The sequence below is a fragment of the Pseudomonas hormoni genome (assembly GCF_018502625.1).
Lineage (GTDB): Bacteria > Pseudomonadota > Gammaproteobacteria > Pseudomonadales > Pseudomonadaceae > Aquipseudomonas > Aquipseudomonas hormoni.
In genome coordinates this window covers 3,082,711-3,094,783 of the sequence record NZ_CP075566.1, presented here as the reverse complement: position 1 = coordinate 3,094,783, position 12,073 = coordinate 3,082,711, and the positions used below count along the sequence as shown (strand labels likewise).

The 12,073-nt window shown below is 60.9% G+C and carries 12 protein-coding genes and 1 pseudogene; 4 read left to right on the top strand and 9 right to left on the bottom strand.

The features are described from left to right. Positions 1–20: 20 nt before the first annotated feature. Complete coding sequence (locus KJF94_RS30570) at positions 21–257, bottom strand: hypothetical protein (RefSeq protein WP_375379847.1); 237 nt, start codon at positions 255–257, stop codon at positions 21–23. 414 nt (positions 258–671) lie between these two features. Between KJF94_RS30570 and KJF94_RS14340 the strand changes: the two genes are divergently transcribed. The 3 genes from KJF94_RS14340 to KJF94_RS14330 all read left to right on the top strand — a co-directional run bounded on the left by KJF94_RS14340 (position 672) and on the right by KJF94_RS14330 (position 2,474). Next, positions 672–1,142, top strand: coding sequence for a hypothetical protein (locus tag KJF94_RS14340; RefSeq protein ID WP_007907879.1), 471 nt, complete (start codon positions 672–674; stop codon positions 1,140–1,142). Continuing rightward, the gene (locus tag KJF94_RS14335) at positions 1,142–1,345 is read left to right on the top strand and encodes a hypothetical protein (RefSeq protein ID WP_214384429.1); all 204 of its coding nucleotides are present in this window, start codon (positions 1,142–1,144) and stop codon (positions 1,343–1,345) included. Before KJF94_RS14340 ends, KJF94_RS14335 begins: the two co-directional genes overlap by 1 nt. A 115-nt stretch (positions 1,346–1,460) precedes the next feature. Then, complete coding sequence (locus KJF94_RS14330) at positions 1,461–2,474, top strand: ABC transporter substrate-binding protein (RefSeq protein ID WP_214384427.1); 1,014 nt, start codon at positions 1,461–1,463, stop codon at positions 2,472–2,474. Positions 2,475–2,639: 165 nt separating this feature from the next. Here KJF94_RS14330 and KJF94_RS14325 read toward each other — a convergent pair whose 3' ends face one another. After that, a complete protein-coding gene (locus KJF94_RS14325; RefSeq protein ID WP_214384425.1) occupies positions 2,640–4,772 on the bottom strand; it encodes a TonB-dependent receptor in 2,133 nt (710 codons plus the stop codon). Between the two features lie 87 nt (positions 4,773–4,859). Continuing rightward, positions 4,860–5,245 (bottom strand): annotated as a pseudogene (locus KJF94_RS14320) (DUF2946 domain-containing protein). 91 nt (positions 5,246–5,336) lie between these two features. On the opposite strand from KJF94_RS14320, the gene KJF94_RS14315 reads away from it, so the two are divergent. Then, on the top strand, positions 5,337–5,774 hold the full coding sequence (locus KJF94_RS14315) for a DUF3995 domain-containing protein (protein ID WP_214384421.1): 438 nt from the start codon (positions 5,337–5,339) through the stop codon (positions 5,772–5,774). Between the two features lie 128 nt (positions 5,775–5,902). Here the strand turns inward: KJF94_RS14315 and KJF94_RS14310 are convergent, their stop codons facing one another. Genes KJF94_RS14310 through KJF94_RS14285 form a run of 6 tightly spaced genes read right to left on the bottom strand, consistent with a single transcriptional unit; the run spans position 5,903 to position 11,966 of the window. Next, positions 5,903–6,265, bottom strand: coding sequence for a Na+/H+ antiporter subunit G (locus KJF94_RS14310; RefSeq protein WP_150632890.1), 363 nt, complete (start codon positions 6,263–6,265; stop codon positions 5,903–5,905). After that, on the bottom strand, positions 6,262–6,540 hold the full coding sequence (locus KJF94_RS14305; protein WP_008029179.1) for a K+/H+ antiporter subunit F: 279 nt from the start codon (positions 6,538–6,540) through the stop codon (positions 6,262–6,264). Before KJF94_RS14305 ends, KJF94_RS14310 begins: the two co-directional genes overlap by 4 nt. Further along, complete coding sequence (locus KJF94_RS14300; protein ID WP_214384419.1) at positions 6,537–7,025, bottom strand: Na+/H+ antiporter subunit E; 489 nt, start codon at positions 7,023–7,025, stop codon at positions 6,537–6,539. The genes KJF94_RS14305 and KJF94_RS14300 overlap by 4 nt, the downstream gene beginning before the upstream one ends. Next, positions 7,022–8,707, bottom strand: a complete 1,686-nt coding sequence (locus tag KJF94_RS14295) for a monovalent cation/H+ antiporter subunit D (protein WP_214384417.1) — start codon at positions 8,705–8,707, stop codon at positions 7,022–7,024. The genes KJF94_RS14300 and KJF94_RS14295 overlap by 4 nt, the downstream gene beginning before the upstream one ends. After that, on the bottom strand, positions 8,704–9,048 hold the full coding sequence (locus tag KJF94_RS14290) for a Na+/H+ antiporter subunit C (RefSeq protein WP_003202835.1): 345 nt from the start codon (positions 9,046–9,048) through the stop codon (positions 8,704–8,706). The genes KJF94_RS14295 and KJF94_RS14290 overlap by 4 nt, the downstream gene beginning before the upstream one ends. Then, positions 9,048–11,966: a monovalent cation/H+ antiporter subunit A gene (locus KJF94_RS14285; protein WP_214384415.1), complete on the bottom strand. Its 2,919-nt coding sequence runs from the start codon at positions 11,964–11,966 to the stop codon at positions 9,048–9,050. The genes KJF94_RS14290 and KJF94_RS14285 overlap by 1 nt, the downstream gene beginning before the upstream one ends. Between the last annotated feature and the right edge of the window lie 107 nt (positions 11,967–12,073).

The window sequence follows — 12,073 nt, the reverse complement described above, 5'->3', positions numbered from 1 at the left end:
AGTGGAATAAGGCAGAACGTTCAGCACCGTAACTCGAGCGCGCGGGCAAGCGCGCAGGCTTCGTTATGGTTGCTGCGGAAACCTCTTACGTGACCTGTGGAAATTTCCTTAATGTGGAAGAAGGCATTGCCGGCCAGTACCACCTGGAAGCGCGGCGTGGCACGCTCCGCAGGGTCAAACGCAGTGTGCGGGAACATCGCCGGGGGCAGCGTCGATGGAGGGTTTGTGTGAGGAACGAAGTGTGTCAGGGTGCACATATGAAGTCCTTTTCATTGTTTTGCCGACGTGTGTACGTCGTTTTGGGTAGTCTCGATGAGCATCGCTGCTCTAGAATCACCGTCACGGGTTGACGATTGATGTTCATCTAAAGCAATTTTTTGCGGGCGATATGTCGGAAAAATGCTTTTTTTGCAGCGTTTTTTCCCTAAGGTTGGTAATCCTGTTTTTCTGGCGGACAGAAGGGCGTTTTCCTTCAACTTCTGACGAACGCCAGGCAAGACGACGCGAGTGACATTCCAGTAGTCTTTTCACGCCTCGCGATGGATGAGCACTCTGCTCGTTTCCGGATTCGACCCGGACCCTTTGGCTACAACCTTCGGCATTGCCGCTTTTTTTCTGCTGTGCGCTGCCTGTCAGCGTGCAGCATCATTTTCAGATGTGGGGATGTTTCCTTGGCAGTAAGTAATCTCGATATGCATGCTTTGTTCGTGCTGGGTGATTTGCGCGCAAAGCTGGTTAAACAGTTCCAGTCACGTTTTGTTTACATCACCGAACAGAACGCTGAAGGCATTTACATTGCCGAACTCGACACCGAATCAGCACTGGTGGTGGACGACAAGCCAGGCTTGAAACTCAAGGTTGGCGATCATTTCAGTGCATCGGTGTTGCCCAGCCGTGAAGGCGGCAAACTGGACATCAAGTTCCGCGAAATCAAACTGACGGTGTACGGTCTCGGCGATTACGCGTTCGTGACCACGGCCGACGGCCACGGGATCGTGTTCAAGGAAGGTCACAGCGTGGTGATGGTGTTTGCTGCTCACCAACAATTGCAGGAAGGCCTGACCAAAACCCTGAAAGCCGTAACGGCCAAGGCAGCCAAGTGGCGCAAGGGTGAACTGGTGACGTTCAAGGCCAGCGAGTAATGACCCTGACCCGCGCCGATTTCCACGAGCAGAACCAGGCCAGCGCTCGAGTCGAGGCTCAGCGGCTGTTTGACCAGAAGGCCGTTCTGCAAGGTGCATGGTTGGGTTGGGTGGCGTCGCAGATCTACACATTGCGTCCGGCGGAGTACGCCAGCATGGTACGAAGAGAGCTGGCGCGTTTGCAGGAAACGTCCGAAAAATAATCCTCCCCCCTCGAAAGCAGGAACCTCTACTACAGTCAGTTGACTGAGTATTTTGAGGCTTGCGGTCTTTATCAGGCCATCCTGCTATTGCTGTGAACAGCACGAGGTGCAAAGCATGAACGGATTTCGACGGTTGCTGGCCACTGCCCTGGTCGTTTTCGGTCTGGGTTCGCCCGTTCCGGTATTCGCCGCCCAGGCGCCGATCCATTTCGCCGACCTGAACTGGGAAAGCGGCAGCCTGATCACCGATATCCTGCGGATCATCGTCGAAAAGGGCTACGGGCTGCCGACCGATACCTTGCCGGGGACGACCATCACGCTGGAGACCGCCCTGGCCAACAATGACATTCAGGTCATCGGCGAAGAATGGGCCGGTCGCAGCCCGGTCTGGGTCAAGGCCGAGGCCGAAGGCAAGGTCGTCAGCCTCGGCGATACGGTGAAGGGCGCCACCGAAGGCTGGTGGGTGCCCGAATACGTGATCAAGGGCGACCCGGCGAAAGGCATCAAGCCGCTGGCGCCGGACCTGCGCAGCGTCAGCGACCTGCCGAAATACAAGGGCGTGTTCAGCGATCCGGAATCCCCGGGCAAGGGGCGTTTCCTCAACAGCCCGATCGGCTGGACGTCGGAGGTAGTCAACAAGCAGAAGCTCAAGGCCTATGGCCTGGACGAGAGCTATGTAAATTTCCGCAGCGGCTCCGGGGCGGCACTGGATGCGGAAATCAGTTCGTCGATTCGTCGTGGCAAGCCGGTTCTTTTCTATTACTGGTCGCCGACACCCTTGCTAGGGCGTTTCAAACTGGTTCAACTGGAAGAGCCGCCGTTCGACGCCGAAGCCTGGAAAACCCTGACCGACGCCGATAACCCGAATCCGAAGCCGACTCGCTCATTGCCCTCGAAGCTGTCGATTGGCGTGTCCACACCGTTCCAGAAACAGTACCCGCAGATCGCCGAGTTCTTTACCAAGGTCGATTTTCCCATCGGTCCGTTGAACAAGGCGCTGGCTGAAATGAGCGAGAAACATACCCCGCCGCGGCAGGCGGCGGAGGCGTTCATGAAGGCGCACCCGGATGTGTGGCAGGCGTGGGTGCCGAAGGATGTGGCGGATAAAGTCTCCGCCAGTCTTCAGTGAGTATTGTGGCAAGGAAGCTTGTCGGATCGCCGCACCGTCCCGTTCGACTGCGCAGCAGTCGTCATCCGACTGCTGCGTTAAAACTGAAGATTAGAGGTGTGATGGTTTGGGTCTGCTTCGCAGCCCAGCGGGAGCAAGCTCCCTCGCCACAGGATAAATGCAGGACTAAAACCGGGTTTGCACCGCCATTTCAAAAGTCCGCGGCGTACCCAGGTAATACGCCGGCGACACATGCGCAAACTCGGCATACACCTCATTGGTCAGGTTGCGCACCCGGCCAGTGACCGTGGTGTGCCGATCGACCTTGTAACTGAGAAACGTGCCGTAAAGCGTGTACGACGGCACGGTCATCGTGTTGGCGTTGTCGGCAAACACCGAAGCGACGTACCGCGCATCGACGCCCCCTTGCCATTGCGGCGCAAAGTCATAGGTCAGCCACAGATTGCCGACCCGGTCCGGCACGTTGGTGGGTGTGTTGCCCTTGCGTGACACCACCATACCCGCCGCATTCTTCTCCGTGAACTCGTCGTACTGAGCGTCAACCCAGGCGAAGTTGCCTTCTGCCAACAGCTTGTCGGTGATCCGCAGCGAACTCGCCAACTCGATCCCTTTGGATGTCTGCTGACCCACGGGAATGCTGCTCGTCGGGTCCAGCGGATCAGTGACCGCAAAGTCCTTGCGCTCAATCGTGTAAGCCGCCACCGTCGCCGAACCGCGACCACCCAGATAATCGAATTTGCTGCCGACCTCCCATTGCTTGCCGGTGGAGACATCAAAGTTTTGCGTGCCGTTGGGTTGTTCGGCGGCGGTGCTGTATTGCACGTAGACGTTGGCGTCAGGGATGAACTGCCAGGTCAGGCCGGCGCGGCCGGTCAGCGGTTCCCAGCTGCGTTTGAGATGACGTGGATTGCTGGCGGTCACCTGCCGGTGGTTGGTCACGTTCAGATCGATAGCGTCATAACGCAGGCCAGTCAGCAACGACAGCTTGTCGGTCAGCGCCAGGCGGTTCTCGACGAACAGGGCTTTAGTGGTGACTTCGTTGGTCTTGTCGCTGACGAAGCCCGGTCGAGTCCCCGGAATGTCGTAGAAGTGGCCCGGCTGAAAGTTGTTCGGATCGACCGTGCTGGCGCCTTTGACGTTCAGCGGCGAATTGGTGGTCTGGTTGACCTTGTACTCGAAACCGCCGGACCAGGTCGTATCGAGGCCAAACAACGTGTTGTCGTGACGCAGTTCGAACTGGTTGCCGTTCTGCTCGCCCTGATGGCGGACCTGATACGCCGTGGAGCGGTTCACTGCACGGTTGTCGGCGCTGTACTGGTAGGTTTCCAGGTTGCGGTAATCGCGCTGGCTGTCGAGGTGATAAAGGGTATTGCGCAGGGTGGTGCTGTCGTTGATCCGGTAGTCGATGATCGAGCGCACCCAGATCGTACGCTGCTCGTAGCGGCCATCCTCGACGTTGTAGTTGTTGAAGCGGTTGTGCTTGTCGATCTTCAATTCACCGGCCTTGGGGTTGAGCACCGGCGTGCCCCAGTAAGGGCTGTCTTCGTGTTCATCCTGATATTCCAGGGCCAGGGTGTGGGACAGGTTCGGCGTCAGGTCACTGAGCAGCGAAAACGCCACGCTCCACGCATCGCGTTCCTGCCGATCGATGTAGCCGTTGCCGTTGTTGTGGCTGACGTCGAGCCGGGCGTAATGCTGCACGTCCGCACCGGCTTCACTGAGGGCATGGTTAAGGCCGAACGCGGTCTGGGTGGTGTCGTAACTGCCGTAGCTGATCCGACCTTCGACTGCTTGCTCTTCACGGGTCGCCAGTTTGGTCACGTAGTTCAGCGAACCCCCTACGGAGCCGGCGCCATTGATCAGCGATGACGGGCCGCCCACCAGTTCCACACGATCATAGATCCACGCATCCACGGGCCGGGCGAGGCCACCGGCGACGTTGACACCGTTGAACATCTGGGTGATCTGGCCGCTGGTGAAACCACGGTAGGAGACGAACCCACCGAAACCCGGCGGCGCACTGGCATTGACGCCCGGCAGGGTGTTGGCGGCGTCCTGGAAGTTCTGTGCGCCACGGCGTTCGATGTCGTTGCGGTTGGCAATCGCCACCGAGGCAGGGGTGTCACGCACGCTTAGCCCCAGGCGCGAGGCCATGCCGCTGGATTGATCCAGGCTCAGGCCCGGCTCGGCGGTGGCTTCGCCGTCAATGGTGATCGGTGCGAGGTCCACCGTGGAGTGTGCCCAGGCGTTAATGGACAGGCAGCCGCACAGGCTGGCCAGCAAAGGGAAGGTTTTCATCGATGAATCCTGAAGGCTTGACTAGGAAGCAGCGCACAGGCGAACGCCTCGCGTTGGCGAAGTGAGCTGATTGAAAGGCGAAGGGATTCAGGCGAGCGGCGGGGCGCGGGGGTGGCCGAAGGCCAGGTGAAACGGGCGGGGAGGTCAGCGCTGGCAACGACCGCCAGGGGTGGGCTGTGTTGTTCCGGGAGGATCGCCAGGGTCAGGCTGGAATTGAGCGCCGGGCCCATGCCGCCGGTGGAGCACAACGGGCAACCGAAGGCTTTCGACAGTGTCGGCAGTTTGTCTTCGGAGGTGTTTGAGGAGGCGGGTGCCTGGGTGTTCGGGTCGATCGTACAGAACTGGCCGCCGAGGCCGTTGAGCTGCATCCCGACCATCTGCCCGTGACCGATGCTGCAGGCGAACACATTGAACAGGACGCAGCAATAAAGCATCCATGCAATGAGTGAGCGATCGGTTCGGGCGAGTTTCATGGGGCGGCACTTTATCACCGTTGATCATTCGCGCACTTCTAAAAATGCCGACTAGGATGATTCTGTTAAATCCCTTTCAAGGATCCTCGACATGACGTTTGTGTTGGCTCAATGGCTGGTGACAATCTTCGCGCTGATCAGCCTGATACATGTCTACTGGGGGCTGGGTGGCCAGTGGGCTGCCGTGGCGGCGGTGCCGCAGGTGCCGGGGGAGGACGGCGCAAGATCGCGGCCCGCGTTCAAACCGTCGGGATGGCTGACGTTGCTGGTGGCTTTCGGATTGCTGCTGGTCGCCGCGCTGGTGTGCTTGCGGGTCGGCTGGTGGATGCCGGCGGTGTCCCATCAATCGCTGCAATGGGTGATCAGCGCCATCGCGATGCTGATGTTCGCCCGGGCGATCGGCGATTCGAACCTGGTGGGGTTTTTCAAGCAGGTCAAGGGGTCGAAGTTTGCCCGGCTCGACACTTGGGTTTATTCGCCGTTGTGTGTGGCGTTGGGGGCGGGGTTGTTGGCTGTTGCCTGGATCTGAAAAGCTTCGCGGGCAAGCCTTGCTCCTACAGGTTCTGTGCTGAATCACACCTGTGTGAACGACACATAACCTGTAGGAGCAAGGCTTGCCCGCGAAGAGGCCCTGCCAATCAACACAAATCTCTGAACCTAACTCCCGCTCTCACTCCGCCGACTACTCACTTCCGCCGGCACATCATCCCCCGCCATACGCTTGCGGAACAACGCCGCCCGCGCCAGTAGCAAAGTCGTGACCGGCACGGTAATCGCCAGCAGAATCGGGATCAGCCAGGCATGTAACACCGGCCCTGACTTGAGCGCCGAAAAGTAGATGATCGAGCCCAGCGCCACGCACCACGCACCCAATGTCGAGGCCAGCGCCGGTGGGTGCATGCGCTGGAAGTAATCCTTCATCCGCACCAGCCCGATCGCGCCGATCAATGCGAAAACACTGCTCAGCACCAGCAGGATCGCCACCGGGATTTCCACCCACAGAGACAGTTCAGCGTTCATTCGATCACCTCGCCACGCAGCAGGAATTTCGCCAGGGCAAACGAGCCGACGAAGCCGAACAGCGCGATCAGCAGCGCCGCTTCGAAGTAAGTGTCACTGGCGTAGCGAATGCCCAGCGTCAGCATCATCAGCATCGCGATGATGTACAGGTAATCCAGCGCCAGAACCCGGTCTTGCGCCGACGGCCCTTTGAACAGGCGGATCAGGGTCAAAACCATCGCCAGCGAAAAGATGAACAGGCTCAGCAGAACCGCATTCGACAGTAACGGGCTCATTCGAAGATCTCCATCAAGGGGCGCTCGTAGGTCGCCTTGAAGTGCTGGATGAACAGCGCTTCGTCCTCCAGATCGAAGACGTGCAGCAACAGAATGCTGCGGTCCAGCGCCAGTTCCGACCAGACCGTACCGGGTACCACCGTGCAGATCATCGCCAGTGCAGCCAGGCCGTTGGCGTCACGCAAGTCCAGCGGCACTTTGATGAATTGCGAGCGCGGTGCCCGGCGCCCGGCGTTGAGCACGCCCCAGGCCACGGCGAGGTTGGAGACCAGCACGTCGCGCCCGACGATGAAGAACAAACCCAGGATCACGCCGGGACGCCGAATGCGAATCGGCAGGGGTCGCAACTTGCGCATCATCAACGGCGCACAAAAACCGAGCACGGCCCCCAGCAGCAGATTGCCGGGGCTGATCGACAGGTTCAGCACCAGCCACAACACCCACAGCGCCAGCGACAGCCACGGGGCAGGAAACAGGCGTTTCATGGTTGCACCTCCGCGACCGCTGCCTTGGCTTCCGGACTCGGAACCGCACGGGTGCCGAGTACCGCCATCACGTATTGCTGCGGGTTATTCAACGCCTGCGCGGCGGCCTGGGTGTAGCGCAACAGGGGGTCGGCCTTGAAAGTCAGCAGAATGCTCAACCCCAACAGCGCGATGATCGGCACGCATTCGAGCTGTCGCAGCAACGGCGAGGGGCGTTCCTCAGGCGTCCAGAAGCGCTGGATGCCCACGCGTGAAAACGCAATCAGTGACGCCAACCCGGAGAGAATCAGTAACGCCAGCAAGCCCCACGCGGCGTTCGACACGGGTTCACCCGTGCCATTGCCCAAGCCCAGCGGGTTGAGCAATGCACTGAGCAAGCCCAGTTTGCCGATGAACCCGGAGAGCGGCGGCATGCCGATGATCAACAACGCGCAAGCGATGAAGCTCAAGCCGAGAAACGCCATGGTCCAGGGAATCACCTGGCCGACCACGGCTTTCTGTTCGTCATCGAGGTTGATGCCTTTGGGCGGTTGCAGGGACTCCAGCGGCCGGGCAATCAGGTCGCCGTCATCGAACAGCGGCATTTCATTGGCCGAACGCGAACGCTCGATCAACTCTGCCAGCAGAAACAACGCGCTTAACGCCAGGGTCGAGCTGACCAGATAGAACAGCGCCGCGCCGATCAGGTTCGGCTGGGCGAAACCGATGGCCGACAACAGAATCCCCGCCGACACCAGAATGCTCAGGCTCGCCATGCGCTCAAGCCGTTGCGCGGCGAGGATCGCCACGGCGGCGCAGACGATGGTCGCCATGCCGCCGTAGATCAGCCAGTCGCCGCCAAAGTACGCCGAGGCGCCGGCCTGACCGGAGAACAGCAAGGTCCACAACCGCAGCAAGGTGTAGACGCCGACCTTGGTCATGATCGCGAACATCGCCGCCACCGGCGCGCTGGCGGCGGAATAGGCCGGCACCAACCAGAAGTTCAGCGGCCACATCCCGGCCTTGGCCAGGAACGCCACGGCAAGAATCGCCGCGCCGGCATGCAGCAGGCCGCGATCGGCCTCCGGCACCAGCGGAATTTTCAGCGCCAGGTCGGCCATGTTCAGAGTGCCGGTGACGCCGTAGATCAGCGCCGCGCCAATCAGGAACAGCGACGAGGCCAGCAGGTTGATCGAGATGTAATGCAGCCCCGACGACACCCGTGCCCGACCCGAACCGTGGAGCATCAGGCCGTAAGAGGCCGCCAGCAGCACCTCGAAAAACACGAACAGGTTGAACAGGTCCGCCGTCAGGAACGCGCCGTACAGGCCCATCATCTGAATCTGGAACAGCGCGTGGAAACTCGAACCGGCGCCGTCCCAGCGGGCCATGGCGAACAGCAGGGCGCTGACGCCGATGATCCCGGTCAGCACCAGCATCAGCGCGGACAAGCGATCGACTACCAGCACGATACCGAACGGCACCTGCCAGTTGCCCGGCAGGTACACGCCGATGGAACCGGGCACGCCGGTGGTTTGCGTCCATTGCAGCAACAGCACGGAAATCCCCAGGCCCAACAGACTGGAGAGCAGGTTGATTTTGGCCTTCAGCGGTCGGTGTTTCTCGCCCAGCATCAGCATGATCGCGGCGGTCAGCAGCGGCAGCAGAATCGGTGCGGCGATCAGGTGCGTCATCGCATTCATTCTTTAGGCTCCCGGCCATCCACGTGGTCGGTGCCGGTGAGGCCGCGAGATGCGAGCAGCACCACAAGAAACAGCGCGGTCATGGCGAAGCTGATCACGATGGCGGTCAGCACCAGCGCTTGCGGCAGCGGGTCGGTGTAATGCAGCAGGTCCTGGGGCACGCCGTCCTTGATGATCGGCTCCTTGCCGATGAACAGGCTGCCCATGCTGAAGATGAACAGGTTGACGCCATACGACAGCAAACACAGGCCCATGACCACCTGGAACGTCCGTGGTCGCAGCACCAGCCAGACGCCGGACGCGGCGAGCACGCCGATGGCGATTGCGATGACTTCTTCCATCAGACGGCTCCTTTCATGGCGACGGATCTGGGCAGGGCGGCGGTTTTGTGGCCGCGTACCGATTGGTGGGCGAGGGCGGTGAGGATCAACAGCGTCGAGCCGACTACCACCGAGTACACGCCAATGTCGAAGAACAACGCGCTGGCGATATGAATGTCACCGAATACCGGCAGTTCGAAATGCCAGGTGTGGGTGGTCAGGAACGGATAACCGACTGCCATCGCCCCGAGCCCGGTGACCGTGGCGAACAGCAGGCCGGTGCCCATCCAGCGCAACGGTCGCAGGCTCATTTGCGCCTCGACCCACTGCGTGCCGGCGACCATGTATTGCAGGATGAACGCCACCGACATCACCAACCCCGCGACAAACCCGCCGCCCGGCTGGTTGTGCCCGCGCATGAACAGGTAGATCGACACCACAAACGCAATCGGCAGCAGCAGGCGCACCAGCACCGCCGGCACCATCATGAAGCCGAGCGCGGTGTCGCTGGCGTGACGCGGGTTGACCAGATCGGTAACCACGTCCGGTGCAAGCAAACGTTGTTGGGCCGGCAGTTGCAGGCTTTCTTTCGGCGGACGGAAGCGTCGCAACAGGGCGAACACAGTCAGCGCCACCGCCACCAGTACGGTGATTTCGCCGAGGGTGTCGAAGCCACGGAAATCCACCAGCATCACGTTGACCACGTTGCTGCCGCCGCCTTCGGGCAAGGCGCGGCTGAGGTAGAACGAGGAAATATCGTTCGGCGTCTGGCGCGTCAGCATCGCGTACGACAGCAACGCCATGCCACCCCCGACGGCGATCGACAGCAGCAAGTCGCGCAGTCGACGGATGCGTGCCTTGCGCAGTGTGCTTGGCAGCGGCGAGACTTCTTCGATCCGTCGCGGCAACCAGCGCAGGCCCAGCAGGATCAGCACCGTGGTCACCACTTCGACCACCAGTTGCGTCAGCGCCAGGTCCGGAGCCGAGAACCACACAAACGTAATGCACGTCATCAGTCCGCAGACGCTGACCATGGTCAGGGCCGCGAGCCGGTGATACTTGGCCTGCCACGCCGCGCCGAGGGCGCAGGCAATCGCCAGCAGCCAGAGGGTCACGAACACGATCGAGCCCGGAATCTTCGGCCGGTCGCCCCAGCTCAGGCTGCTGTGGAGCATCGGGATCAAACCGGCCAGCACGGCGGCGAGCACCATCAGGAACAGCTGGGTTTGCAGGCGCTTGGTGCTGATTCGCCGCTCCAGACGACGGGCCAGGCGCATCATGATCACCAGGCTGCGCTCGAACAGGCGCTTGCCGTTGAACAGGCCAATGACCGGCGGGTATTTGAAACGTCCGCGCTTGAGCTGATTGCGCAGCAGCAGGTAGAGCACGATGCCGCCGGACATGGCGATCAGGCTCATGATCATCGGTGCGTTCCAGCCGTGCCAGATCGCCAGGCTGTATTCCGGCAGCGTGCCGCCAACGACGGGCAGGGCAGCGGCGGCCAGTAACGAGCCGACCACTTGGGCCGGAAAAATCCCCACGATCAGGCAGGTGAACACCAGCAACTCCACCGGCGCGCGCATCCAGCGTGGTGGTTCGTGCGGGGTGTGCGGCAGGTCGGTGGCGGTCGGGCCGAAGAACACGTCGACCGTGAAGCGCAGTGAGTAAGCGACGCTAAAGGTGCCGGCGATGGTCGCGACGATCGGCAGGGTCATCTCGATCCAGGCGGTCGCGTTGATGAACACGGTTTCGGCGAAGAACATCTCTTTCGACAGGAAGCCGTTGAGCAGCGGCACGCCAGCCATCGAGGCGCTGGCAACCATGGCCAGGGTGGCGGTGAACGGAATCAGTTTGATCAGGCCACTGAGCCTGCGAATGTCGCGAGTACCGCTTTCGTGGTCGATGATCCCGGCGGCCATGAACAGCGAGGCCTTGAAGGTGGCGTGGTTGAGAATGTGGAACACGGCGGCCACGGCGGCCAGCGGACTGTTCAGGCCGAGCAGCAGGGTGATCAGGCCGAGGTGGCTGATGGTCGAGTACGCAAGCAGACCCTTGAGGTCGTTCTGGAACATCGCGCAATACGCGCCGAGCAACAGGGTGCACGCGCCGGCGCCGCTGACGATGTAGAACCATTCTTCACTGCCGGACAACGACGGCCACAGCCGCGCCAGCAGAAAAACCCCCGCCTTGACCATGGTCGCCGAGTGCAGATAGGCCGAGACCGGCGTCGGCGCCGCCATCGCGTGGGGCAGCCAGAAATGGAAGGGGAACTGCGCACTTTTGCTCAGGGCGCCGATCAGGATCAGGGGCAGCAGGATAGGGTAGAGGGCATGTGCGCGAATCAGATCGCCGGCGGCCAGGACCTTGTCCAGGTCATAGCTGCCGACCACATGGCCAAGCAGCATGACCCCCGCCAGCAAACACAAACCGCCCGCACCGGTGACCATCAGCGCCATGTAGGCGCCGCGTCGTGCATCGGCGCGGTGGTGCCAATAGCCGATCAACAGGAATGAAAAGAGGCTGGTCAGCTCCCAGAAAAACACGATCTGGATCAGGTTGCCGGAAATCACCAACCCGAGCATGGCGCCCATGAACGCCAGGAAAAACGCAAAGAACCGCGGCACCGGATCGTCCGGCGACATGTAGTAACGGGCGTACAGCGACACCAGCGTGCCGATGCCCAGCACCAGCATCGAGAACAGCCAGGCAAACCCGTCCATGCGCAGGACGAAGTTCAGACCCAGGCTGGGCAACCAGAAAAATTCTTCGCGAATGACGCCGCCGTGGGCGATCTGCGGGTACAGGAGGGCGACCTGAATGGTGCCGATCAGGGCAACCACACCAGCCAACAAAGATTCGGTGTTACGCGCGTTGTGCGGCAGCAAGGCTGCCAGACAGCTGCCGACAAAGGGCAGAAGCAGTAGAACTATCAGGGACATAGGCTTCTAATCTGCGGAAGTTTGTGAAGCATCATACGTGCCAGTCCCCGGATCACCAAACGGCAAGCTGTCGCAGAATCCTACACGGTAGATGGAAAAAGCCTGGT

Bases quoted from the DNA above. Each gene is read 5' to 3' on its own strand.
- KJF94_RS14295 (WP_214384417.1), bottom strand. From the start codon at position 8,707: ATGAATGCGATGACGCACCTGATCGCCGCACCGATTCTGCTGCCGCTG.
- KJF94_RS14330 (WP_214384427.1), top strand. From the start codon at position 1,461: ATGAACGGATTTCGACGGTTGCTGGCCACTGCCCTGGTCGTTTTCGGT.
- KJF94_RS14315 (WP_214384421.1), top strand. From the start codon at position 5,337: ATGACGTTTGTGTTGGCTCAATGGCTGGTGACAATCTTCGCGCTGATC.
- KJF94_RS14300 (WP_214384419.1), bottom strand. From the start codon at position 7,025: ATGAAACGCCTGTTTCCTGCCCCGTGGCTGTCGCTGGCGCTGTGGGTG.
- KJF94_RS30570 (WP_375379847.1), bottom strand. From the start codon at position 257: ATGTGCACCCTGACACACTTCGTTCCTCACACAAACCCTCCATCGACG.
- KJF94_RS14335 (WP_214384429.1), top strand. From the start codon at position 1,142: ATGACCCTGACCCGCGCCGATTTCCACGAGCAGAACCAGGCCAGCGCT.
- KJF94_RS14310 (WP_150632890.1), bottom strand. From the start codon at position 6,265: ATGAACGCTGAACTGTCTCTGTGGGTGGAAATCCCGGTGGCGATCCTG.
- KJF94_RS14285 (WP_214384415.1), bottom strand. From the start codon at position 11,966: ATGTCCCTGATAGTTCTACTGCTTCTGCCCTTTGTCGGCAGCTGTCTG.
- KJF94_RS14305 (WP_008029179.1), bottom strand. From the start codon at position 6,540: ATGAGCCCGTTACTGTCGAATGCGGTTCTGCTGAGCCTGTTCATCTTT.
- KJF94_RS14290 (WP_003202835.1), bottom strand. From the start codon at position 9,048: ATGGAAGAAGTCATCGCAATCGCCATCGGCGTGCTCGCCGCGTCCGGC.
- KJF94_RS14325 (WP_214384425.1), bottom strand. From the start codon at position 4,772: ATGAAAACCTTCCCTTTGCTGGCCAGCCTGTGCGGCTGCCTGTCCATT.